Below are 22,067 nucleotides of genomic sequence, written 5' to 3' on the forward strand. Positions count from 1 at the left end.
TCCTCTCGGGCCAAAAATTATGGGGCGTCGATCTGGTTATCGGGGTACGCGCGCTGGAATTCGGGCAAGGCAAGGCATGCCCGCTCGATGCGCTCGATATGCGGCTTGTCGCTGAAATCGAAGTCGAAGCGCCGCGCGTTATAGACCTGCGGCAGCAGTACGACTTCGAAGAAACCGGGGCGCTCGAACAGGAAATCGCCGGTGCCCAGCTGTGCCAGCCGACCTTCGAGCGGCACGAAGGTGCGCGCCAGCCAGTGGCGATACCAAATGTCGATCTCTTCCTGAGAGTGTCCCAGTGGGTCCTTCAGATATTTGAGCACCGGCAGATTGTTCACCGCATGCGTTTCCGTGGCGATGGCATAGGCGAGTTCGCGCGCGGTGTAGCGGTCTTCGATATCCGCAGGCAGCAAGGGGCGATGCGGATGGGCCTCGTCGAGCCATTCGAGCTGCGCCATCGATTGCGCCCGGTCGCGCCCGTCCGCCTCGAGCATCGGCACGCTTCCGAAAGGGTTGCGGCTGGTAAAGGCCTCGCCCTTCTGCTCGGAGGTGAGCAGGTTCACCGGGATATATTCGTAGGCGATGCCTTTCAGCTCAAGCGCGATGCGCAGGCGATAGCTGGTCGAGCTGCGGTAATATCCGTAGAGTTTCATGCGCGTGCCCTCCGCTGCGGCCATGCGAAACTGTCTAAAAGCAAAAAACCTGCCTCTTTAAAGCTTGCCATCGGAAGCGATCTTGAAGCGGGCGCGAGTTGTTCCTGCACTGCCGAACCATGCCAGCGAAACCGCCGGTAGGAAAGCGCTGGTTTGCTGCCCAGTGCCACAGTTCAGAACGCCGCGATCCCCGTTATCCCGCGGCCCAGGATCAGCGCATGGACGTCATGCGTGCCCTCGTAAGTATTGACCGTTTCGAGGTTCACCATGTGGCGGATCACCTGGTATTCCTCGCTGATCCCGTTGCCGCCATGCATGTCGCGCGCCTGGCGGGCGATCTCGAGCGCCTTGCCGACATTGTTGCGCTTGACCACGCTGATCATGTCGGGCGCAAAGCGGCCTTCGTCCATCAGCCTGCCGACGCGCAGCGAACCCTGCAAGCCCAGCGCAATGTCGGTGAGCATGTCGGCGAGCTTCTTCTGGAACAGCTGGGTCGCCGCCAGCGGGCGGCCGAACTGCTTGCGGTCGAGGCCGTATTGCCGCGCGGCATGCATGCAGAATTCGGCGGCGCCCATCGCGCCCCAGCTGATACCGTAGCGCGCACGGTTGAGGCAACCGAACGGCCCTTTCAGCCCCTGGACATTGGGCAACAGCGCATCGGCGCCAACCTTCACATTGTCCATCATGATCATGCCGGTGGTGCTGGCGCGCAGCGATATCTTGCCTTCGATCTTGGGTGCGGAAAGCCCCTTCATGCCCTTTTCGAGCACGAAGCCGCGAATGCCGCCGCCGTGCTCCTCGCTCTTGGCCCAAACCACGAAGACATCGGCGAAGGGGGCGTTGGAAATCCAGGTCTTTGATCCATTGATCTCGTAGCCATCGCCGTCCTTGCGGGCCACGGTCTTCATGCCTGCAGGGTCCGAACCTGCATCGGGTTCGGTCAGGCCGAAACAGCCGATCAGCTGGCCCGAAGCGAGGCCGGGCAGATATTTGCGGCGCTGTTCCTCCGAGCCATAGGCATAGATGGGGAACATCACGAGGCTCGACTGGACCGACGCCATCGAGCGATAGCCCGAGTCGACCCGCTCGATCTCGCGCGCGATCAGGCCATAGGCGACGTAAGAGGCGCCAGCGCCGCCATATTCCTCAGGGATGGTTGCGCCCAGCAGGCCGGCCTGGCCGAACAGCGGGAACAGCTCGGGTGCGTCGATCTCTTCAGCGAATGCCTTGATCACGCGCGGCTGGAGTTCGCTCTGCGCGAAGCCATGCGCTGCATCGCGGATCATCCGTTCGTCTTCGGTCAACTGGCTTTCGAGGTCGAAAGGATCTTCCCAATTGAAGGGAACCATGCCCGCCACAAGTATCTCCTGTAACTAGTCTGCTGTCCCACTTTGCAGGGTTGAGGCAAAGCGGCAAGGGCTCAGTAGCGGGGGCGAGCCAAGTCCGAAAGGGGATTGGCGCGTGCAGCGGAGATCCCGGCGGGATTCGTCAGGAGATGTGCAGCACCTGGTTCACCGCAGCGATGATCTGGGCTGGCGGGCAGGGCTTGGCCAGCGTGGTCGCTCCGGGAAATTTGTCTAGCACTTCGTCGCGAGTGTAGCGGCCCGAATGGAAGATGATCGGCACCTGTTCGTCGGCGAGTTTCCGCGCCAGCGCATAGACTGTGCTGTCGCCCAGCTGTACGTCGAGGATGGCAACATCGGGTTTGTGTTTCTGGAATGCCCGCATGGCCGAGGAAACATCGCAATGCGGGCCCTCGACATGAAAGCCGGCCTCTTCGACGGTCTCGCACAGGTCAGCGGCGATGATCCATTCGTCTTCAGCCACAAGGACGCACGGCTGTGACATGCGCAGCTCCTTTCCCCGACCCTTCCCAAGCCAAGGAGCTTAACACATGAATCGGCGAAATCCGGCAGACAATCAGCCGTTCTGGCCGAACTTTGCAACGAAGCCGGATTCGTCGCCTTGACTCAGCAACTTGGCTTGCTCGACCCAGGCGTCACGGCGGATGCGGCCCTGGAATTTGCCCATTTGCGCATCGATTTTGTCGATCTCCGCATCGTCCCAGCGGGCAATATCGGCGAATCGGGTCACGCCCATTTCGTTCAGCATGGTCGCGATTTTCGGCCCGAGTCCCTTGATCTTTGTGAGGTCGTCGCCCGCTGCCACTGGCTGCGATTTCAGCAGTTCGGCGGTCGCCGGACCGGCTGCGCTGCGGGGCGCGTCGATCAAGGCCTGGTTGCGCTGCGCCGGAGCGGCGCCTTCGTCGAGCACGTCGCGCCGGTCGGTGATGACCGAAGTCTTGCGGTTCGCAACAAACAGGAACCAGCCCACCGCCAGCACGACGAAAAAGCCGGCAAGCAAATAGGGCCAATAGGTTTGGATCGTTTCAGCCATGCGCGTTCCACTCGTTCGAATTGAGGCGAGCGGCCCATAGCAGCCAGCTCGCAGGGAAGCCAAGCTGCAACCGGGTCAACTCTCCGGCTTGTCGCCGCCGATATTGTGGCGGAACAGCACACGGTCCTCTGGGCCGAAGCCGCGGCGCCAGATCACCCAGCCATAGGTGCACAGGATCAGCGGAATGCCGAAGATCAGTTCGGCCCATTCGGGCATGAGCGTGGCGAGGTAGCCGACCAGCACTGCCGGCGCGACCGCCCATACCAGCGGCCAGCGCCAATTGCCCACGGGATAGCCCAGGATGCGTGCGAGCAGCCATGCCTTGATGAGGCTGGCGCTGCCGAGCGCGAGCATCAGTGCGATCGCCGCGCCTGCCGCCTTGAACGGCTCGCCATAACCCAGCCGTTCGACCAGCAGCATGGCGCCCACCGTCAGCGTGGCTTGCAGGGCGATCGTGCCGAGCGAGATCGCGAGGTTGCGCTTGCGCGCGACGTAAACCAGTGCGGCTTCGGACACGACTGCGGTCGCGGCGACCACTTCGGCCAGCAGCAGGAAGGCAAGCGCGCCGGTGCCGCCGACGAAATTGGGGCCGACGAGGCCCATCACCGCTTCGCCAGGGATGCCCAGCGCCAGCGCGATCCCGGCCTGCGCGGCGATGATCCAGAAGCCGACCTGTCGCACCTGCGCGGCGATCGCGCTGTAGTTCTTTTCTTTGAGGTTGCGCGTGATCACTGGGCCCAGGATCGGCTCGAAGCTGGTCTTGAGCTTCTGCGGCAGGCTCGCGACCTGCTGCGCGACGTAATAGATGCCCACGGCGACCGGCGCGGCGAAGAAGCCGAGGATGAAGATGTCGAGCCGCCGCGTGCCCCATTCGACCGCATCGGCCACCGCCAGCGGGAAAGCGCGCGCGCTAAGCCGTGCCATTTTGGCCGGGTTCGGCCGCCAGCCCTTGGGCAGTCCGTAAGTTCGGAAGAAGGGCCATGCCGCAGCCACAAGCCCGGCGAAGATCGAGGCGATATAGGCCAGCGCCAGCCCGCTGTCGGACCAGGCGGTGTAGAAGAACACCCCGGCCATGATCGAGATTGTCCACGGCTCGATCACCGCGCGGGCGCGCACAGTGGTGGCGATATCGAAGCGATAGGCTTGCGCCGCCAGCAGGATCTCGGTCAACGCATAGGCTGGGATGGCGATCACCAGCAGCTTGTCGAGTTCGGTGTAATTGCCCGAAGGGAACATCGGTGCCGGGAAGAACCACAGCACAACCGCCGCCACGGTCGACAGCATCAGCGCCAGCAGCATCCCGTCGAGCACCAGGTTGACCGGCTCGTCTTCCCCGTCGGTGAGCCGCTGCGCCAGCCCGCGCTTCTCGCCCATCGAGCAGATCAGCGCGATCAGTTCTATCACCACCAGCGCGCTGGCAAAGCGGCCGAGCGCGTCGGCGCCGTACAGCCGCCCGGCGATGAACAGGAACGGCAGGCGCGCGGCAAGCCGCAGCAGGAAGCCGAAGAAATTGGTGCGGCCGCCCTTGGCGAGGGCAGCGATATCGCCCTGGTCGCCTTGCGCCGGCTTTTCGGGAGTTGCGGGAGCGCTCACGCAGATTCGTCCCGCTCGGCGGTCAGCGGGCGGGCGAGCAGCTTTTCGACCACTTGCGCGGGGGCAGCACCGCCCAGCAGCATGTTGACCGCACTGACTATCGGCATGGCGATGCCGCGCTTTTCGGCGAGCTCGTGCAGCACCGGCGCGGTATGCGCCCCTTCCGCCACTGTGCGCCGGTCGGCCATCAAGGCCGCAGCGTCGCCGCCTTCACCCAGCGCCTTGCCGAGCGAGAAGTTACGGCTCGAAGTCGAGCTGCAAGTCAAAACGAGGTCGCCCAACCCGCACAGACCGGCGAGCGTCTCGGGCTCTGCCCCCATGGCTTCGCCAAAGCGCAGCATTTCGGCATAGCCGCGCGCGATCAGCGCGGCGCGCGCGTTCTGGCCGAGCCTGAGCCCTTCCACCACGCCGCAAGCGATCGCGAGCACATTCTTGATCGATCCGCCGATCTCGGCCCCGGTCACGTCTTCGGAGAAATAGGGGCGGAAGGCGGGCCGGGCGATTGCGGGAGCCAGCCTGTCCCATTGCGCGCGTCCGCCGCTGCATGCGAGCGTCACGGCAGTGGGCAGGCCGGCGGCGACTTCATGCGCGAATGTCGGGCCGGAAAGAACGGCAACCTCGCTATCGGGCAGGGCTTCCTTTGCCACATCGTTCATCAAGCGACCGGTGCCTGCCTCGATCCCCTTGCTGCACAGGACGAGGTCGCGCGGGGCGCCGCCCATCTTCGCCAGCACGCCGTCGAGGTGCTGCGCGGGCGTGACGGCGAGGACGATCTCCATATCGGCGAATTCGGCAAGATCGCCGGTCGCGCGGATCGTCGGGTTGAGGCGCGCCGAAGGCAAATAAGGCGTATTGCGATGGCTGAAGTTGATCTCGTCCGCAACCTCGGGCTCGAGCGCCCACAGGAGCACATCGCGCCCGTCGCTGCTGAGCATCTGCGCCAGCGCAGTGCCCCAGGCACCTGCACCCAGCACGCCGACCGGGCGATGCGCGCTCATGCCTTCACCCCTGCGCCGCGCACCGGTGCAGCATCCGGATCGAGCGGCCAGCGCGGGCGCGCAGACACGTCGAGCGGGTCGAATTGGCCCAGTCGCAGGCGTTCGCAGCCTGCCCAGGCGATCATCGCGGCATTATCGGTACACAGTGCCATTGGCGGAGCGGTGAAGCCCATCGCGTGGTCCGACGCAAGCCGTTCCAGCGCGGTGCGGATCGTGCGGTTGGCCGCGACGCCGCCTGCCACCACCAAATTCGGGACCGACCCGATCCGTTTGAGCGCATGGGACAGGCGATCTGTGAGGCAATCCACTGCCGCTTGCTGGAAACTCGCGGCGATATCGGCATCGCCATGCGCCCCGCTTTCCTTGGCGCGCAGCACCGCGCTCTTCAGGCCCGCGAAGGAGAAATGCGGTTCGCTCGATCCGGCCAGCGGGCGCGGCAGCGGCACCGCGCGCGGATCGCCCGATTGCGCCAGCTTCTCGACCGCGGGGCCGCCGGGATAGCCGAGCCCCAGTATTTTCGCGGTCTTGTCGAAGGCTTCGCCCAGGGCATCGTCGATCGTCGTGGCAAGGCGGCGATAGCGCCCCACGCCTTCTACCAGCAGGATCTGGCAATGCCCGCCCGACACCAGCAGGAGCAAATAGGGGAATTCGAGTTCAGGATCGGCGAGGCGCGGGCTCAGCGCGTGTCCTTCCAGATGGTTGATCGCCATGAGCGGCGTGTCGGATGCCATCGCCAGCGCTTTGGCGGTAACCAGGCCCACCATTACCCCGCCGATCAGGCCGGGGCCGGCAGTGGCGGCAATCACGTCGCAATCGGCCAAAGAGACGCCCGCTTCATCCATCACCGCTTCGAGCATCGGGGCCAGCCGCTCGGCATGCGCACGCGCAGCGATTTCCGGCACTACGCCGCCATAGGGCGCGTGTTCGGCATGCTGCGATGCGATCCGTTGCGCACGGATCGTTCGGTCGCTCGCGACCAATGCCACGGCGGTTTCATCGCAGCTGGATTCTATGCCCAAGACGATACGGGGCTTTGTGCTCATGCCGCTTTCCCTTAGAGGTTTGCGGGGTTAGAGCAAGCACCGCCATGACTGACACTTTGCATGCAACCCATTCGCCCGGCGTGCCGATTCTGCGGCTCGGTACACGCAATTCCCCATTGGCGATGGCGCAGGCCTACGAGACCCGCGTTCGACTGTGCGCGGCGCATGGATGGAATGAGGCGGCGGTCGAACTGGTCCCGGTGGTCGCCAGCGGCGACAAGGTGCTCGACAGGCCGCTCGCCGAAATCGGCGGAAAGGCGCTGTGGACCAAGGAACTCGACCAATGGCTGGATGAAGGCCGGATCGATGCGGCTGTCCATTCGATGAAGGATGTCGAGACGCTGCGCCCACCCATGCTTGCGATTGCAGCGGTATTGCCGCGCGCTGACACGGCGGACCGGCTGGTCGGGGCAGCGAGCATCGAAGAAATCCCGCACGGGGCGACGGTAGGGACCAGCGCGCCGCGCCGCGCCGCGCAGTTGCTCCATGCGCGGCCGGACTGCAAGGTCGTGACCTTTCGCGGCAATGTCGCGACCCGGCTTGGCAAGCTCTCAGATGGCGAGGCCGATTGCACCTTACTGGCTTCCGCCGGGCTGGATCGGCTGGGGGAAGATGGCGTAGGTGCGCGGCTCGATCCTGAGCAATGGCTTCCGGCCCCGGCGCAGGGCGCAATCGGGATCGAGTGCCGCGCGGACGACAGCGCCGCACGCGCGTTCCTCGCCGCGATCGATCACGCGCCCAGCCGCCAAGCGGTGATGGCCGAGCGCGCCCTGCTCAAGGCCTTGGGCGGCAATTGCCATAGCCCAATCGCCATGTTGTCGGGCACAGACGGCGCACAGCTGACGTTGCGCTGCGCGCTGTTCAGTCCCGATGGTGCGGAACGAATCGAGGAAAGTGCGAGTGGTCCAGCGGGCGAATGGGACTGGGTAGCCGCGATGGGCGCAGGCCTCCTGGCGCGCCTGAGCTCGAATATGGCACCGCATTTCGGGCATCACGGCACTTGATGCAGGTGTTTGCCATCCGGCCCGAGCCGGGGCTTTCCTCGACCATCGCCGCTGGCGCCGCGCGCGGCCTTCCGATTGCCGGATATCCCCTCTCAGCGGTTGGGCCGTCGGGCTGGACCTTGCCTGATCTCAAATCGGTCGATGCCCTGCTGGTCGGAAGCGCGAATGCCATACGCTTCGGCGGCGAAAAGCTGGAATCGCTGCTGCACCTGCCAGTGCTGGCCGTGGGCGAGGCCACCGCCAATGCCGCCAAAGATGCGGGATTCTCGGTTGCCAAGACCGGTACAGGCGGGCTGCAGTCGCTCATTGACTCGCTTGCGGCGACCTATCGAAACTTGCTGCGCCTGGCTGGCGAAGATCATGTGCCAATCGAATTGCCTGATGATGTGAATTTGATAACCCGTGTCGTATATCGGGTACAAGATAGCTATATTACAGAAGAATTTGCTTCGAGGCTGGTCAATGGCGCGGTCGTCTTGTTGCATTCGGCGGGGGCGGCTGCTCATTTCGCTTCCGAATGCGACAGGCTGGGTTTGGAACGTGAGAGGATTGCGCTGGCGGCGATCGGTCCGCGAGTGCTGGGCATGGTGGGAAGCGGCTGGCGCGACGTTCGCGCGGCTGCGAACCCATCCGATGCCGAGTTACTGGCCTTGGCGCAGGACATGTGCCAATGAGGCGGAACAAAACATAAAGGGTGGGGTGCCGCCACTAGGTCGCGGAACGGACGGGTATGGAATCAAGGTTTGGCAGTCGCCGCAAAGGGCCCTCGATGCGGCCCATAATGTTTGCAGCCGTGGCATCGTTCCTGCTCGGCGCGGCGCTGGTCGCCTATTACTTCTGGCCTGACGGCAAAGAGCAAACGCCAACCGAACTGGCTGCGCCGGAAACCGGTGCCGATGCTGACCTTCCCGCGAGCGATACCGGTTCCGGCGTGCCCGAACCGACCCCCACCGCCATCGCCAGCGAAGCCGCTGCCGCCAGCGTCGCAGCCGCTGGTGCTGCGCAAGCGGTGGAACGCGTGGCGGAGCAGCAAGGCGGGCTCGACCAGCGGCTGGCCGCCGCAGAACAGCGGCTGGCTCGGCTCGACCTCCAGGCCCAGGCCGCTGCGGGCAATGCCGCGCGCGCCGAAGGGCTGCTGATTGCCTTTGCCACCCGCCGCGCGGTCGAACGCGGAGCGGAGCTGGGCTATCTCGCTGATCAGTTGCGGCTGCGCTTCGGCGACAGCTGGCCCAACGCTGTTCGGACCATCATCACTTTCTCGCGCGATCCGATCACGCTCGATGTGCTGCTTGCCCGGCTTGATGGCTTGGCGCCCAAACTGCGCGAGAATGCAGGCATCCATTCATGGAGCGATTTGCGCCGCGAACTGGGCCAGCTCTTCATCGTTCGGCGCGAGAGTACGCCTTCGCCGCAGCCCGAACGGCGGCTTGAGCGCGCGCGCCAGTTCCTCGAAAGCGGGCGGGTCGATGCCGCGATCGCCGAAGTGCAGAACCTGCCGGGGGCTGACAAGGCGGAGGCCTGGATCGCCGATGCGCAGCGCTATTCCGCAGCGATGGATGCGCTCGAGACGATCGAAACCGCCGCAGTGCTCGATCCGGGCCGCTTGCGCGACGGTGCAGGCAATCCGGTGGAACAGCGCAGCCCGGTCGATTCGCCGGGCAACTGACGCTTGGCTCAGGCGCGCAGCAATTGCGGCGCGTCGCCCGATACGCCGCGCGCCTCGTCCATGAACCACTGCTTCAGCACGGGCATGCGCTGGACCCCGGCCATGCCGAGGCGGCGCACGGCCGATGCCGCCTTGCCTTTCAGCCCGAACAGCCGCGTGAGCCCGTCGGTTGCGCTCATCACCATCAGCGAATCGAGCGCGCGCCAGTTTTCGTAGCGCTTAAGCGCCTGCGCATCGCCGATATCGAGGCCCAGGCGGCGCGCTTCCTCCATCACTTCGACCAACGCGCCGACATCGCGCAGCCCGAGGTTGAGCCCCTGGCCCGCAATCGGGTGCATGCCGTGCGCGGAATCGCCCACCAGCACCAGCCGCTCGCCGGTGATCCGGACGGTGTGCTGCAGGCTCAGCGGATAGGATGAGCGCGGGCTGCTCAGCGTCAAATCACCCAGCAGGTCGCCCATGCGCTTGATCACTTCGGCGAGGAATGCCCGGTCCGACAGCTTGAGCACGCCGGCGGCATCCTTCTCGGATACGGTCCAAACCAACGCGCTGCGGTGAGTTCCGTCGGGATCGTCGAGCATCGGCAGCAGCGCAAACGGACCGTCGGGATAGAAGATTTCCCACGCCACATTGTCATGCGGCTTGCAGTGCGTGAGCCCGACGATGATAGCGCGGTGGTGATAGTCCCACTTTGCCATCTTGAGCCCTTCTTCCTCGCGCGTGGGCGAGCGGCGACCCTCGGCACCCACCATCAAGGCGGCTTCGAGCACTGTGCCGTCGGCCAGCGTGGCGGAAACGCCGAATTCGCCGCGTTCGCGCGACACGACATTGGCGGGCGCATGCCAGCCGATCAGCGGCTCGTCGGCGGCGGCTTCGAACAAAGCGAGCCGCAGCTGGCGGTTGGCGAACATCCGCCCCAGCGTCCCGTCATGCGGTGCGGGCGTGAAGTCGATCCGGCCGGGCTTGAGCTGGTCGCTTACCGCGATCGAATCGATCGGGCAGCCATAGGGCTCCAGCGCATCGGCGATGCCGATATTGGTGAACAGGTTCCAGCTGGCGGTGGAGATGGCCGAGGCGCGCCCGTCGAACCCCTGGGCGGTGAGTTCCGCAGGGTCGGCGCTGTCGACCACATGGCTCGAGAATCCACGGCGCGCGGCGGCCAGGGCCAGCGTCATGCCGACCAGCCCGCCGCCGATGATCAAAAGGTCACGCTTGTCGCTCATGGAGAAGAGCCCTAGAGCGAGCGCCACCATGCGCGCAAGCACGTTACGCATATTCAAGGCTTTCATCCTGCTGCTGATCGTCGCGCTAGCGATGCCGCTGCGTGCGCAGGACAACAATCTGGTCGCCAGCCTGCATGCCGAAGAACCCGAGCGAGCGGGCGAAACTTTGACGCTCGCGATCCATTTCGAGCCGGTGTCGGACGAATGGCACGGCTATTGGTCCAATCCGGGCGATGCGGGGCTGGGCATGCAGCTCAGTTGGGAATTGCCCGAAGGCTGGCAGGCTGGAGAGCCGCTTTATCCCGTGCCGCAGACTCTGCGCATCAGTGGGCTGATGAACCATGTCTACAAGGGCGCATATTCGGTCCTTGTGCCTTTGTCGGTGCCCGAAGGCTTCGTTGCGTCAGGCCCCGTTCCGATCGCGGTCGAGGGACAATGGCTCGCCTGCACCGATGCGATCTGCGTTCCCGAACAGGCGCGGATGACCGCGCTTGTGCAGTCCGATCCCAAGGCCTTTATTGCGGACGGGCGCTTTCCGCTCTGGCGCGCGGCGATTGCTCCGCCGCTTGATCGCAAGGGCCAGTTCGAAATCGCAGGAAATTTGCTGCGGCTGGCCATTCCCATTCCCGCAGCGATGAAGCTTGATGCGCCGCATGTTTTCATGCGCACCGAGCGGCTGGTCGATTATGCCGCCGCACAGGTGTTCCGCCGCAATGGCGACATTCTGGTGGCTGAAATCCCGCTCAAGGGCGGGGCACAGCCTGAATCGATCGAGGGCATCCTTGCGCTCGGCGGTGGCAATGGCATTCGTTTCGAGGCGGTGCTGGGCGAAGTGCCCAGCGGCGGCGCGCTGGTAGCAGGGCCGGACGACGCCACACCGCCAGTGTGGGTGCTGCTGATCGGCGCGTTGCTGGGCGGGTTGCTGCTCAACGTGATGCCATGCGTTTTCCCAATCCTCAGCATCAAGGCGCTCAGCCTTGCGCGCGCGGGCGAAAGCCAGGCGCAGGCCCGGAGCGAGGGCATTGCCTATACCTGCGGTGTCGTGCTCGCCTGCGTGGCCCTGGGCGCGACCATGCTGGCGTTGCGCGCTGCGGGCGCACAAGTCGGCTGGGCCTTCCAGCTGCAGGAGCCGGGGGTCGTGGTGTTCCTGCTGGTGCTGGCTGCTGCAATCACTGCCAATTTCGCGGGGCTTTTCGAACTGCCTTCGCTCTCGTTCACCCGCAGCGGGGAACCTGCCAGCGCCTTTGCCACCGGCCTGCTTGCGGCTTTCGTCGCCACGCCTTGCACGGGCCCGTTCATGGCTGTGGCGCTGGGGGCGGCGCTGCTGCTGCCGCCCGTGCAAGCGCTGCTGCTGTTCGCCGCGCTGGGGCTGGGGCTGGCGCTGCCCTTCCTCCTGATCGGCTTCGTGCCCGCGCTGCGGGGCATGCTGCCACGGCCCGGCCCATGGATGGACCGCTTCCGCAAGGCGATGGCGTTCCCGATGGGGCTTACCGCGCTGGCGCTGGTATGGCTCACCGCGCGTCTCGGCGGGCAAGGCTTTGCCATGTTCGCGCTGGTGATGACCGCCGGCGTAATCATGGCGCTGATGGTGACGGGGCGGCTGCAGAAGCGCGGCAAGATGGCCTGGCCCGCCTTCGGGCTGATCGCTGCGCCCTTCCTGATCTTCGGCGCGTTTGCTCTGCCGTCAAGCTATGCAGAACAGCAATCGGGCACCGCGCAATCGATCCTTGCCCCGCGCGAGTTCAGCACCGCTGCTCTCGCCGAAGCGCGCGCCAGCGGCAAGCCGGTGTTCGTGTGGTTCACGGCCGACTGGTGCGTGACCTGCAAGGTCAATGAAGGCGTTGCGATCGAGCGCGAAGCCACCAAAGCCGCATTCGAGAAGGCGGGCGTGATCCCGATGGTGGGCGACTGGACCCGCAGGGATGCCGAAATCAGCGCTTTCCTGACCGAGCAAGGCGCCGCCGGTGTGCCGCTTTATCTGTGGTACGAGCCCGGCGCCGAGGCCGAGCAGCTGCCGCAGGTGCTCACTGCGGACATGCTCATTGAGCGGGCGCAGCGTCCTCGCTAGCTTCAGCGTCGGGTTCGGCTGCAGCGCGGCAAGCCTCGATCAACTCGCCCGGACGTGAACTGCGGTTGAGCACCAGCCTGCCTGCGCCCGGGATCGTCACCCCCACTTCGCGCGACCCGGTAAGCACTTCGAGCTTCGGGTCGGAGGCGGGGATGTCACCTTGCCAGATCGAGGCACCTTCAACTTCGGTGGCATCGACCGGTATCCGCGAGATATGGCCGTTGCCGATCAGCGCGGCGAAGGCTTGCGCGCCCCTGTCGGCGAGCGCGTAGCGGGTCAGCCGAATGCTCGGCTGCCCGTTGGCTTCACCGCATGCCAGCGCCATCAGCGGCGGCTCGCCGGGGATGCCATAGAGGATACGGCCTGCTTCCTGGCTGTCTGCCCAGATCGCGCCCTCGGTATCGGGCGAATCGATCGGTTCGGACGGGCTCACAGGTGCAGCGGCTTCGCTCGCGGCGATATCCGCATCGGTCGGCGGCGGCTTGCATCCGGCGAGCGCCAGCACAGGCAAGAGCATCAGGAACTGGCGCATCAATCGAACTTTCGCGAAAGCCATTCGGAACAGATTTCGACCGCTTGCGGCAAGAGGTCGGGCCGTTCGATGTAATAGTGATCCGCACCCACGATATCGTGATATTCCTTGTCTGCGTGCCCGACCGCATCGAACAGGCGCTGCGCATGGCTGGGCGTGCAGGCAAGATCGGCGGTGTTGTTGATCACCAGCACCGGGCAGGAAATCCGTGATGCATTGCCAAGCCCGTCGGCATTGGTCGTGTCATGTCCCCATTGCGAGAGCCAGCTCCTGAGCGTGCAGAAACGCGCCAGCGCGACCGGCCCGTCATTCGCGACCTTGGGATCGCCGAGATAGCATTCATGCGGGCGCCGGTCGGAGGCGTCCTGCGTGGGGTCGGTCCAGCGCACATCGGCCATGGTTCCGTGGACCACGAAGCCGCGTTCGGCATTGGGCTGGTCCGACGCCTTCAGCTCCTCAAGCTGTCCCTTCACCCAGTCGGTGATGCGGCGGTTGCGTGCCACCTGCGCCGCGCGGAACCGGGCGACGAATTCCTCCCTATAGGGCGGCCGGTTCGGATTGGCGGGATCGTAGATATTGAGTTCGGGGTCGCGCTCGAACGGGCGCGCTTCATCGGCGATCGACGGGTCGATCCATTCGGTGAGCGTGATCGCGCGGCTGATATGCGCCGCGAGCAGCATGATGCCGTCGACCGGCGGCAGTTTGAGCGCGGCAATGTCATAGGGATCGCCCGCCGGTGTGTGGGTGATCGTGGGGTTCTCTGCCTGGTCCTGGTAGAATAGCGAGAGCGACCCGCCGCCCGACCAGCCGCCCAGCACGATCTTCTCATAGCCGAAGCGCGCCTTGGCATTCCTGATCGCCGCCCCGAGGTCGGAAATGCATTTCTCCATGATCAGCGCGCTGTCGTTCCCCCGATAGCGCGTGTTCACATAGATCACGTCCTGACCGGCGCGGGCCAGCGCACTCACCAGCGGCAGGAAGGATCCGCCGCCGATCGGATGGCTGAACACGATGGCTCTTTTGGCGGGCTCTTCGCTTGCGGCAATCCGCATGCATTCGACGAAAACCATGCCGGAAGTGCCGCCATAGACGTCCTTGAAGCCGCTTTCTTCCTTGTAGACCACACCATAAGGCTGGCGAATTGGCATCATGTCAGGCATCCTCCCGTTGACACGGGGTTAGACCGAGGGCGAGGAGAAGCGCAATGAGCGCAAATGTGCATCCCACCGGTATCCACCATCTGGCGGTGATGACCGGGGACATGAAGGGCCAGATCGAATTTTTCAGCGATGTGCTGGGGTGCAGGCTGGTCGCGATATTCGACATGCATGGCGTGCCGGGCGGCATCCATGCCTTTCTCGAATTGTCCGAGGACTGCCAGTTCAGCCTGGTCCAGCTGCCCGAAACCGCGGGCGTGGAAACGGTGATCGGCCAGACCCATGCGGGTTGGGGCGGGGGCAATGCCGCGCCGGGCACGATGCAGCATCTGGCGTTCAAGGCCGACAGCCGCGAAGACCTGATCGCGCTGCGCGACCGCATCCGCAGCCGCGGAGTGAACGTCTATGGCCCGATCGACCACGGCATGTGCCAGTCGATCTATTTCGCCGGGCCGGAAAATCTCACGCTCGAAGTGGCATGGTCGGACAGTGCGATCGAGCCTGCGCGCTGGCTCGATGCCAGTGCCGCCGCCAAGGTCGGGATCGGAGCAGATGACATGGCCAATTACGCCGCGCCCAAGGCCTATGCGGGCGAGAGTGGGGCGGTGCCGCAGCCGCCCTATGACCCCGCGAAGCCCCACCAGGCGATGGACCTCGACCGTTACAAGCAGGTGCTGGCCCTGCCGGACGAAGTGCTCTGGCAGATGGCCAGCTATCCCGAGCCTCCGGTCAAGGAAGCCGCCGAATAATCAGCGCGACTGGATGAACTCGCGGACGTCGGCCGACAGCTTCTGCCGGTCTTCGTCGCGCACATACATCATGTGGCCTGCGTCATAGTAAGTGAACTTGACGCGGTCCTGCGGAATACCCATGCGATTGAGTGAATACTCCGCCCCGAAGAACGGCGTTGCGAAGTCGTACCAGCCCTGCGCGTTGAACACGCGCAACTGCGAGTTCTGGCGCATCGCCTGGCCAATGAAGGGCGCCACATTGAGATAGGCATTGCGGCCCCATCCGCTGCCGAGCGACCAGTTCCATTGCCCGCCAATGCCACCGATCGACTGGTATTCGCGATTGGTTTCAAAGCCCAGGCTCTCGCGCGCCCAGCTGTTGATGGCGGCAGTGTAGCCCGCATCGATTCCATAGAAGCTGGGATCATTGTCGGGCGTTTCGCCAGCATTGTCATAATCCTTGCCGGTGTAGCGCGCATCGAGACGGCCAATGGTAAGGCCCCGATCGCGCAGCAACTCCTTGTAGAAGCGCTGGTCGGTAACACGGAGATTGGCCTGCTCCAGATATTCCTCGGAAAGGCCGGTGAGGCGCGACAGTTCGGCGCGCACCGCGGCGCGCTCGGCGGCTGGTAACGCCTGACCCTTCAGCAGCGCGCTGGCAAAGGGGCCAATCGCGAATTGTCGCGCTTCTTCCGCGATGGCTTCGACAGAAGGTGCTTGAACCTTGCCATGGTAAAAGGCCGCCGCTGCCATGTTGGGCAGTGTCACGACATAGGCCAGTTCATTGCCCGGGGTGGGCTCGCGCATTGCGAAATCGAGTATGGTCGAAATCAGGATCAGCCCGTTCAACCCGACATCGTTGAAGGTTCGCCCTTCCAGTTCGCGCGCCACCATGGCGGTGCGGGTGGTGCCGTAGCTTTCCCCGCCGAGATACTTCGGGCTGTTCCAGCGGCCGTTGTCATTGATCCAGCGGCGGATCACCTGCGCCACGGCTTTCGCGTCTTCCTCCAGCCCGTAATATTTCTTGGGATCGGTGCCCTCGGTCAAATAGCTGAAGCCGGTGCCCGGCGGATCGATGAACACCAGGTCGGCCACGTCCAGCAGGCTGTCGGGGTTGTCGAGGATCGGATAGGGCGGCGCGCCATCGTCGCGCGCATCGGACGGTATCGCCACCCGCTTCGGCCCGAACGCGCCCATCTGCAACCACACTGAGCCTGAGCCGGGACCGCCATTATACATGAAGAACACCGGGCGCGAGGGGTCGCGGGGCTGCTTTACATAGCTGGTGGTAACGATCACCGCTTCCTGCTTGCCGCCCTCACCAGTCAGGATCGTTTCGCCTATGGTGGCACGGTAGTTTACTCGCTGCCCCCCGAATGTCCCGCTGAGGTCACGGGTCTTGACCTGCGGCTCTATTGTCGCGGCGGGGGTTGCGGCTTTCTCCTTTGGCGCATCGGCCAGGACTGGAGCGGCGAAGGGCAGAGCGATGAGCGCGGCAGCGCAAAGAAGATGTTTCATGAGCGAAGGCTATGCCAATGCTTATCCCCCAGCGCAATAATCCGCCTGTCGCTTCTACCGCATCTTCCGCTGCGTCTTGCCATAGCGCATCTTGCGAGTCCCCGGCCTGCCTTCGGTCGACTTGCCTTTGATCGGCGCGAATTTCTCGCTGTCCGACAGCCCCAGCTCTTCGTTTTCGAGCCTGCGAATCTCGTCGCGCAATCGCCCGGCTTCCTCGAATTCGAGATCGGCGGCGGCGGCGCGCATCCGCTTTTCGAGATCCTCGATGTAGGAGCGCAAATTGTGCCCGACGAGGTTGTTGCGCTCATCATCGCCGGTATCGACGATCACGCCATACTGCGACGCGGTGTGTGCGACAATATCGGCGATCGCGCGCTTGATCGTCTGTGGCGTGATGCCGTGTGCTTCGTTATATTCGCGCTGCTTTTCGCGGCGGCGCTCGGTCTCCGCCATGGCGCGCTCCATGCTGCCGGTGACGCGATCGGCATAGAGGATCACGCGCCCGTCGACATTGCGCGCGGCGCGGCCGATCGTCTGGATGAGCGAAGTTTCGGAGCGCAGGAAACCTTCCTTGTCGGCGTCGAGGATGCACACGAGACCGCACTCGGGAATGTCGAGCCCTTCGCGCAGCAGGTTGATCCCCACCAGCACATCATAAACGCCAAGGCGCAGGTCGCGGATCAGCTCGATGCGTTCGAGCGTTTCGACGTCCGAGTGCATGTAGCGGACCTTCACGCCCGCTTCGTGCATGAACTCGGTCAAATCCTCCGCCATGCGCTTGGTGAGCGTGGTCACTAGAGTGCGGTAGCCGAGCTTGGCGGTTTTCTTGCACTCCTCGATGCAGTCCTGCACCTGGTCCTCGACCGGGCGGATTTCAACCGGCGGATCGATCAAGCCGGTGGGGCGGATAACTTGCTCGGCGAAGACGCCGCCGGTCTGCTCCATTTCCCAGCCGCCGGGCGTCGCTGAAACGGCGATGGTCTGCGGGCGCATCGCATCCCATTCGTTGAAGCGCAGCGGGCGGTTGTCGATGCAGCTCGGCAGGCGGAAGCCATATTCGGCTAGCGTCAGCTTGCGGCGATGGTCTCCGCGCGCCATCGCGCCGATCTGCGGCACCGTCTGGTGGCTTTCGTCGACGAACAGCAGCGCATTTTCAGGCAGGTATTCGAACAGGGTCGGCGGCGGCTCGCCCGGCAGGCGCCCGGTGAGGAAGCGCGAGTAGTTCTCGATCCCCGCGCAGCTGCCTGTCGCCGCAATCATCTCGAGATCGAAATTGGTGCGCTGCTCCAGCCGCTGCGCCTCGAGCAGGCGGCCTTCTTCGTGCAGTTCCTTGAGCCGTTCCTGCAATTCGAATTTGATTGCCTCGGTGGCCTGCTTCATCGTCGGACCGGGGGTGACATAGTGCGAGTTCGCATAGACGCGCACCTTTTCCAAAGTCGCGCCCTTCTTGCCGGTCAATGGATCGAACTCGGCAATCTCTTCGATCTCGTCGCCGAAGAAGCTGATGCGCCAGGCCATGTCTTCGTAGTGGCTGGGGAACAGCTCGAGGTTGTCTCCGCGCACGCGGAAGCTGCCGCGCGCGAAAGCGGTGTCGTTGCGCTTGTATTGCAGGGCAACGAGCTTGCGGATCAGTTCGCGCTGGTCGACCGTGCTGCCCGCCTTGATGTCGAACACCATCGCCGAATAGGTCTCGACCGAGCCGATCCCGTAGAGGCAACTCACCGATGCGACGATGATCACGTCATCGCGCTCAAGCAGCGCGCGCGTGGCCGAGTGGCGCATCCGGTCGATCGCTTCGTTCACCGAGCTTTCTTTCTCGATGTATGTGTCGGACCGCGGCACATAGGCTTCGGGCTGGTAGTAGTCGTAATAGGATACGAAATACTCGACCGCATTCTCCGGGAAGAAGCTCTTGAATTCGCCATAGAGCTGCGCGGCGAGGATCTTGTTCGGCGCCAGCACCAGCGCGGGCCGCTGCATCTGCTCGATTACCTTGGCCATGGTGAAGGTCTTGCCGCTGCCGGTTACCCCCAGCAGCACTTGCGTCTGTTCGCCATCCCTTGCCGCACCGACCAGTTCGGCAATCGCAGTCGGCTGGTCGCCGCTTGGCTCATAGTCCGAAACCAGCTTGAACGGCCTTCCGCCATCGGCCTTCTCCGGACGAGCGGGCTTGTGCGGGACAAACTCGCCGCTGGTGTCGGGCTCATCCAGCCCGCGCCTGATCACCAATTCCGCCATGTGCGAACATATGGGGCACAAATGCCGTGATCGCAACGGCAGGTTGGCAGATATCAGCGCACTTGAATATGCGATCTGGCGGCCTGCTCGCGCCTTTCGGGTTAACCGCCATCCCGTTTTTTCAGAGGTCTGTGTAAATACAGATAGCGCAATCACCTATTTCTGATCGAAAATGGATGAATATTTATGAGTGAAATTATACTTAATATCGAGATTACACGGACACTAGTACCAATTCGGAGTTGATCCAACGTGATTGAGTTTCATTTCATGTGCAAAATCGACGCATGTCAACGAAGCCAGCACTCCACTATATCGATCCTTCGAGCCGCTCTCGCGCGGAATTCGCGCGTCTGGCTTTCGATCCCTCGGCTCTAGAAGAGTGCCTGGCGCGCGTCTCCGATGAAATCGAAGCCTATTGTGAAGCGCGCAGGCGCATGATCGAAGCGCGCAGCCGCATCGCCAACCTCTCCAATCGGGAGCGCGAAGTTCTGGACTGGCTGGCGCAAGGCAGCAGCAACAAGACGATTGCGCGCGAACTCGAAATCAGCCCGCGCACGGTCGAAATCCACCGCGCCAACATGATGACGAAACTGGGCGCAACACACCCGGCAGACGCGGTGCGACTGAAGATCGAAGCGCGGCTCTAGGCCAGCTTTAGCGGCAGAAGCTGCCCCCGCCGATTTCGAGATGCAGGTGATCGCGATGAGCGGCGTTGTAATCCGGCCCCAGCACCGTGCCGAAACGCTTGCACGCGCTTTCATGCACTACGCGCAGGAATTCGCGTTCCTCGCGGCTGCCGCCTGTCCAGTCGCCCAGCACGCTGATGCGGCGCCCGTCGGCCAGGATGAAAGCGGCGATATCGATCGCTTCGGCGCGGGCATGCGCCGAGCGGCGCTCTGTGCCGGCGACATTGCGGCAGACATAGCTGCCCATGGTTTCGATCCGCTCGATCGGGCTGCCGAGGATTTGCCTTGCGGCACGGTCGACGCCGAAGCGGGCCCATGCGGCAAAGGCCTGAGCTGTAGCGCATTCGACCGGGCCGATATTGCTGATGCCCAGCTGGGTTCGGTCGCCGCGCACGGCGGAAAGCTGCACTGCGCCGGTCACCGCGCATCCCGGCCCGTCAAAGCGGTCAGGCAAGGGCGAAAAGCGCGAACCCGCGTCGCTCAGGCCCGCAAGGCACATCTGCGCGTCAGGGCTGATCGCGACGGGGCGGGGCGCAGATTGCGGGCTGCGCGTGGGCCCGCTGGGCACTGCGCCGCAAGCTGCCAGCGTGGCGGTTGCCAGAGCAAGGAAGATCGCGCGTCGAAACATGCCGCGGAGTGTGCGGAATCATGGTTAACAAAAAGTAAAGACGCTGCCCGTAACGCTCGGGCCCGGCGCATTATTCGGGCAGTTCGTCTGCCACCTGTTCCCACAGCTCGATCTTCACCCCGTCTGGGTCGAGCAGCCAGGCGAATTTGCCATAGCCCTCGTCGATGCTGTCGAGGATCTTCACCCCGCGCTTCTTCAGGACTTTCACGAAGCCGTCGAGATCGTCGACCCGCAGGTTGATCATGAAGCCGCCCTTGCCGGGCTTCACATAGGTGTCGTCGGCGAACTGGCTGATCAGCGAATAGGGATTGGCCTTGGGTTCATCGGCCCAGGCGAGCTGCGGGCCATAGGGGCCGTCGATCCCCAGCTTCTCGCGATACCAGGCGCGCGTCGCTTCCGGGTCCTTCACGACATAGAACACGCCGCCCAAGCCGGTCACACGCGCCATTTCAGCTCTCCTTCGATGTCATTCGGCTCACCGCGACAATGGCGATCCATGCCGCGATGAAACCCGGAATGATCTCGTAAACCCCGGGGCCGCCCATGAAGGCGGCGTTCCAGCCCAGCGCAATCCAGCCGATCACGACGCTCGCGCCCGTAACCAGTCCGGCCACCGCACCGGCGCCGGTCATCCGGCCCCATGTCAGCGCCAGCACGATCAGCGGGCCGAAGGCGGCGCCAAACCCGGCCCATGCGTTCGACACGAGCCCCAGCACCTGGCTGTCAGGGTCGCTAGCGATTGCGATGGCGGCGAGCGCGACCAGCGCCACGCAAATGCGGCCCACGTTCACCGCTTCGCGCTCGCTGCAATTCTTGCGCAGGAACAGGCGGTAGAAATCCTCGGTCAGCGAGGATGAGGCGACCAGCAGCTGTGAGCTGATCGTGCTCATGATCGCTGCGAGCAGGGCGGCAAGCAGGAAGCCGGTCACGAAGGGGGTGAAGAGCAGATTGGCAAGGACGATGAAGATCGTTTCAGGGTCTTCGAGCACCATCCCGTTGCGCTCGACATAGGCCCGGCCTGCCAGCCCGATCCCGATTGCGCCGATAAGGCACACCGCCATCCAGCTCATGCCTATATTCCGTGCAGTGGGGACGTCAGCCACGCTTCGAACAGCCATGAAGCGCACGATAATGTGCGGCTGGCCGAAGTAGCCGAGGCCCCATGTCACAGCCGAAAGAAACCCGATGAAAGTCAGCCCGTGCGTAAGGCTGAGGAAGCCTTCCTGCGGCACCAGGGCAAGCGAGCCGCCCGCAGTTCCGCCGGGTCCGAACATGACGACCAGCGGCATGACCACCAGCGCGGTCACCATGATCAGGCCCTGCACGAAATCGGTCAGGCTCACCGCCAGGAAGCCGCCCACCATCGTATAGGCCAGCACCACGCCCGCTGTGATCCAGATGCCCAGCATGTAGTCGCTCATGCCGATATCGCCGAACAGGCCGGCGAAGGTCGTCGCGAACAGCTTGCCGCCGCCGACAAGCCCTGCCGAGGTATAGACCGCGAAGAACACGACGATCACCACCGCCGACACGAGCCGCAGTGCGATCGCCTTGTCAGGGAAGCGGTTGGCGAGGAATTCGGGGATGGTGAGCGCGTTGCCGAGCGTTTCGGTCTGTTCGCGCAGGCGCGGGGCCACCACGATCCAGTTGACCAGCGCGCCTACGAACAGGCCGATCCCGATCCAGGCTTCGACCAGCCCTGCGGCATAGAGCGCGCCCGGCAGCCCCAGCAGCAACCAGCCAGACATGTCCGAAGCGCCTGCGCTGAGCGCGGCAACCGCAGGGGGCAGGTTGCGCCCGGCGAGCAAATACCCCTCGCTATCGGCGGTCGAGCGGCGCCAGGCATAGAGGCCGATCGCGAGCATGAGGGCGAAGTAGAGCGCGAGCGCGATCAGGGTTCCGGTCTGCATCGGTGGGGAATTATCAGGCCGC

General features: G+C 64.2%; 21 protein-coding genes. 6 read left to right on the forward strand and 15 right to left on the reverse strand.

Translation table 11 applies throughout. The features are described 5' to 3' along the window. Positions 1 to 17 precede the first annotated feature (17 nt). The 7 genes from maiA to tsaD all read right to left on the reverse strand — a co-directional run bounded on the left by maiA (position 18) and on the right by tsaD (position 6,681). Positions 18 to 650: a maleylacetoacetate isomerase gene (gene maiA / locus VRS74_RS05285; protein ID WP_354144205.1), complete on the reverse strand. Its 633-nt coding sequence runs from the start codon at positions 648 to 650 to the stop codon at positions 18 to 20. 173 nt (positions 651 to 823) lie between these two features. Continuing rightward, entirely contained in the window at positions 824 to 1,999 is a 1,176-nt protein-coding gene (locus VRS74_RS05290) for an acyl-CoA dehydrogenase (protein ID WP_354144389.1), read from the reverse strand. Positions 2,000 to 2,138: 139 nt separating this feature from the next. Further along, positions 2,139 to 2,498, reverse strand: coding sequence for a response regulator (locus VRS74_RS05295; RefSeq protein WP_354144206.1), 360 nt, complete (start codon positions 2,496 to 2,498; stop codon positions 2,139 to 2,141). Between the two features lie 72 nt (positions 2,499 to 2,570). Next, positions 2,571 to 3,047: a helix-hairpin-helix domain-containing protein gene (locus VRS74_RS05300; protein ID WP_354144207.1), complete on the reverse strand. Its 477-nt coding sequence runs from the start codon at positions 3,045 to 3,047 to the stop codon at positions 2,571 to 2,573. A gap of 75 nt (positions 3,048 to 3,122) precedes the next feature. Beyond that, positions 3,123 to 4,640 carry a lipopolysaccharide biosynthesis protein gene (locus tag VRS74_RS05305; protein ID WP_354144208.1) on the reverse strand — a complete coding sequence of 506 codons (1,518 nt, stop codon included), beginning with the start codon at positions 4,638 to 4,640 and terminating at the stop codon, positions 3,123 to 3,125. Next, positions 4,637 to 5,638: an NAD(P)H-dependent glycerol-3-phosphate dehydrogenase gene (locus tag VRS74_RS05310; RefSeq protein ID WP_354144209.1), complete on the reverse strand. Its 1,002-nt coding sequence runs from the start codon at positions 5,636 to 5,638 to the stop codon at positions 4,637 to 4,639. Before VRS74_RS05310 ends, VRS74_RS05305 begins: the two co-directional genes overlap by 4 nt. After that, positions 5,635 to 6,681 (reverse strand): tRNA (adenosine(37)-N6)-threonylcarbamoyltransferase complex transferase subunit TsaD, encoded by a 1,047-nt coding sequence (gene tsaD, locus VRS74_RS05315; RefSeq protein ID WP_354144210.1) that lies wholly within the window; start codon positions 6,679 to 6,681, stop codon positions 5,635 to 5,637. Before tsaD ends, VRS74_RS05310 begins: the two co-directional genes overlap by 4 nt. A 44-nt stretch (positions 6,682 to 6,725) precedes the next feature. On the opposite strand from tsaD, the gene hemC reads away from it, so the two are divergent. The 3 genes from hemC to VRS74_RS05330 all read left to right on the forward strand — a co-directional run bounded on the left by hemC (position 6,726) and on the right by VRS74_RS05330 (position 9,351). Further along, positions 6,726 to 7,685: a hydroxymethylbilane synthase gene (hemC, locus tag VRS74_RS05320; protein WP_354144211.1), complete on the forward strand. Its 960-nt coding sequence runs from the start codon at positions 6,726 to 6,728 to the stop codon at positions 7,683 to 7,685. Next, positions 7,685 to 8,359 carry a uroporphyrinogen-III synthase gene (locus VRS74_RS05325; protein WP_354144212.1) on the forward strand — a complete coding sequence of 225 codons (675 nt, stop codon included), beginning with the start codon at positions 7,685 to 7,687 and terminating at the stop codon, positions 8,357 to 8,359. Before hemC ends, VRS74_RS05325 begins: the two co-directional genes overlap by 1 nt. Before the next feature lie 107 nt (positions 8,360 to 8,466). Then, the gene (locus VRS74_RS05330) at positions 8,467 to 9,351 is read left to right on the forward strand and encodes a hypothetical protein (protein ID WP_354144213.1); all 885 of its coding nucleotides are present in this window, start codon (positions 8,467 to 8,469) and stop codon (positions 9,349 to 9,351) included. Between the two features lie 8 nt (positions 9,352 to 9,359). Here VRS74_RS05330 and VRS74_RS05335 read toward each other — a convergent pair whose 3' ends face one another. Then, on the reverse strand, positions 9,360 to 10,574 hold the full coding sequence (locus VRS74_RS05335) for a UbiH/UbiF/VisC/COQ6 family ubiquinone biosynthesis hydroxylase (protein WP_354144214.1): 1,215 nt from the start codon (positions 10,572 to 10,574) through the stop codon (positions 9,360 to 9,362). A gap of 28 nt (positions 10,575 to 10,602) precedes the next feature. Here VRS74_RS05335 and VRS74_RS05340 point away from each other — a divergent pair, with 28 nt between their 5' ends. Next, on the forward strand, positions 10,603 to 12,642 hold the full coding sequence (locus VRS74_RS05340) for a protein-disulfide reductase DsbD family protein (RefSeq protein WP_354144215.1): 2,040 nt from the start codon (positions 10,603 to 10,605) through the stop codon (positions 12,640 to 12,642). Here VRS74_RS05340 and VRS74_RS05345 read toward each other — a convergent pair. Then, positions 12,614 to 13,198 (reverse strand): hypothetical protein, encoded by a 585-nt coding sequence (locus VRS74_RS05345; RefSeq protein ID WP_354144216.1) that lies wholly within the window; start codon positions 13,196 to 13,198, stop codon positions 12,614 to 12,616. The genes VRS74_RS05340 and VRS74_RS05345 overlap by 29 nt on opposite strands. After that, positions 13,174 to 14,325: an alpha/beta hydrolase family protein gene (locus tag VRS74_RS05350; protein WP_354144217.1), complete on the reverse strand. Its 1,152-nt coding sequence runs from the start codon at positions 14,323 to 14,325 to the stop codon at positions 13,174 to 13,176. Before VRS74_RS05350 ends, VRS74_RS05345 begins: the two co-directional genes overlap by 25 nt. A gap of 53 nt (positions 14,326 to 14,378) precedes the next feature. On the opposite strand from VRS74_RS05350, the gene VRS74_RS05355 reads away from it, so the two are divergent. Continuing rightward, positions 14,379 to 15,080: a VOC family protein gene (locus tag VRS74_RS05355; RefSeq protein WP_354144218.1), complete on the forward strand. Its 702-nt coding sequence runs from the start codon at positions 14,379 to 14,381 to the stop codon at positions 15,078 to 15,080. Here the strand turns inward: VRS74_RS05355 and VRS74_RS05360 are convergent, their stop codons facing one another. Then, positions 15,081 to 16,580, reverse strand: a complete 1,500-nt coding sequence (locus VRS74_RS05360; protein WP_354144219.1) for a S10 family peptidase — start codon at positions 16,578 to 16,580, stop codon at positions 15,081 to 15,083. A gap of 54 nt (positions 16,581 to 16,634) precedes the next feature. Then, on the reverse strand, positions 16,635 to 18,818 hold the full coding sequence (gene uvrB, locus VRS74_RS05365; RefSeq protein WP_354144220.1) for an excinuclease ABC subunit UvrB: 2,184 nt from the start codon (positions 18,816 to 18,818) through the stop codon (positions 16,635 to 16,637). Between the two features lie 287 nt (positions 18,819 to 19,105). Here uvrB and VRS74_RS12665 point away from each other — a divergent pair, with 287 nt between their 5' ends. After that, entirely contained in the window at positions 19,106 to 19,468 is a 363-nt protein-coding gene (locus VRS74_RS12665; protein WP_435521375.1) for a response regulator transcription factor, read from the forward strand. Positions 19,469 to 19,475: 7 nt separating this feature from the next. On the opposite strand, the gene VRS74_RS05375 is transcribed toward VRS74_RS12665, so the two are convergent. The 3 genes from VRS74_RS05375 to putP form a co-directional block, all read right to left on the reverse strand. Next, the gene (locus VRS74_RS05375; protein ID WP_354144221.1) at positions 19,476 to 20,135 is read right to left on the reverse strand and encodes an extensin family protein; all 660 of its coding nucleotides are present in this window, start codon (positions 20,133 to 20,135) and stop codon (positions 19,476 to 19,478) included. Between the two features lie 70 nt (positions 20,136 to 20,205). After that, complete coding sequence (locus VRS74_RS05380) at positions 20,206 to 20,583, reverse strand: VOC family protein (protein ID WP_354144222.1); 378 nt, start codon at positions 20,581 to 20,583, stop codon at positions 20,206 to 20,208. A 1-nt stretch (position 20,584) separates the two neighbouring features. Beyond that, positions 20,585 to 22,045: a sodium/proline symporter PutP gene (gene putP, locus VRS74_RS05385; protein ID WP_354144223.1), complete on the reverse strand. Its 1,461-nt coding sequence runs from the start codon at positions 22,043 to 22,045 to the stop codon at positions 20,585 to 20,587. Positions 22,046 to 22,067 lie beyond the last annotated feature (22 nt).

The organism is Altererythrobacter litoralis (genome assembly GCF_036324225.1).
Classification (GTDB): domain Bacteria; phylum Pseudomonadota; class Alphaproteobacteria; order Sphingomonadales; family Sphingomonadaceae; genus Erythrobacter; species Erythrobacter litoralis_A.

Coding starts and splice junctions, on each gene's coding strand:
- VRS74_RS05300 (WP_354144207.1), bottom strand. CDS start 3,047: ATGGCTGAAACGATCCAAACCTATTGGCCCTATTTGCTTGCCGGCTTT.
- maiA (WP_354144205.1), bottom strand. CDS start 650: ATGAAACTCTACGGATATTACCGCAGCTCGACCAGCTATCGCCTGCGC.
- tsaD (WP_354144210.1), bottom strand. CDS start 6,681: ATGAGCACAAAGCCCCGTATCGTCTTGGGCATAGAATCCAGCTGCGAT.
- VRS74_RS05330 (WP_354144213.1), top strand. CDS start 8,467: ATGTTTGCAGCCGTGGCATCGTTCCTGCTCGGCGCGGCGCTGGTCGCC.
- VRS74_RS05340 (WP_354144215.1), top strand. CDS start 10,603: ATGCGCGCAAGCACGTTACGCATATTCAAGGCTTTCATCCTGCTGCTG.
- VRS74_RS05310 (WP_354144209.1), bottom strand. CDS start 5,638: ATGAGCGCGCATCGCCCGGTCGGCGTGCTGGGTGCAGGTGCCTGGGGC.
- VRS74_RS05375 (WP_354144221.1), bottom strand. CDS start 20,135: ATGTTTCGACGCGCGATCTTCCTTGCTCTGGCAACCGCCACGCTGGCA.
- VRS74_RS05335 (WP_354144214.1), bottom strand. CDS start 10,574: ATGAGCGACAAGCGTGACCTTTTGATCATCGGCGGCGGGCTGGTCGGC.
- VRS74_RS05380 (WP_354144222.1), bottom strand. CDS start 20,583: ATGGCGCGTGTGACCGGCTTGGGCGGCGTGTTCTATGTCGTGAAGGAC.
- VRS74_RS05350 (WP_354144217.1), bottom strand. CDS start 14,325: ATGATGCCAATTCGCCAGCCTTATGGTGTGGTCTACAAGGAAGAAAGC.
- VRS74_RS05345 (WP_354144216.1), bottom strand. CDS start 13,198: ATGGCTTTCGCGAAAGTTCGATTGATGCGCCAGTTCCTGATGCTCTTG.
- VRS74_RS05295 (WP_354144206.1), bottom strand. CDS start 2,498: ATGTCACAGCCGTGCGTCCTTGTGGCTGAAGACGAATGGATCATCGCC.
- putP (WP_354144223.1), bottom strand. CDS start 22,045: ATGCAGACCGGAACCCTGATCGCGCTCGCGCTCTACTTCGCCCTCATG.
- VRS74_RS05360 (WP_354144219.1), bottom strand. CDS start 16,580: ATGAAACATCTTCTTTGCGCTGCCGCGCTCATCGCTCTGCCCTTCGCC.
- hemC (WP_354144211.1), top strand. CDS start 6,726: ATGACTGACACTTTGCATGCAACCCATTCGCCCGGCGTGCCGATTCTG.
- VRS74_RS05290 (WP_354144389.1), bottom strand. CDS start 1,999: ATGGTTCCCTTCAATTGGGAAGATCCTTTCGACCTCGAAAGCCAGTTG.
- uvrB (WP_354144220.1), bottom strand. CDS start 18,818: ATGGCGGAATTGGTGATCAGGCGCGGGCTGGATGAGCCCGACACCAGC.
- VRS74_RS05355 (WP_354144218.1), top strand. CDS start 14,379: ATGAGCGCAAATGTGCATCCCACCGGTATCCACCATCTGGCGGTGATG.
- VRS74_RS05325 (WP_354144212.1), top strand. CDS start 7,685: ATGCAGGTGTTTGCCATCCGGCCCGAGCCGGGGCTTTCCTCGACCATC.
- VRS74_RS12665 (WP_435521375.1), top strand. CDS start 19,106: ATGTCAACGAAGCCAGCACTCCACTATATCGATCCTTCGAGCCGCTCT.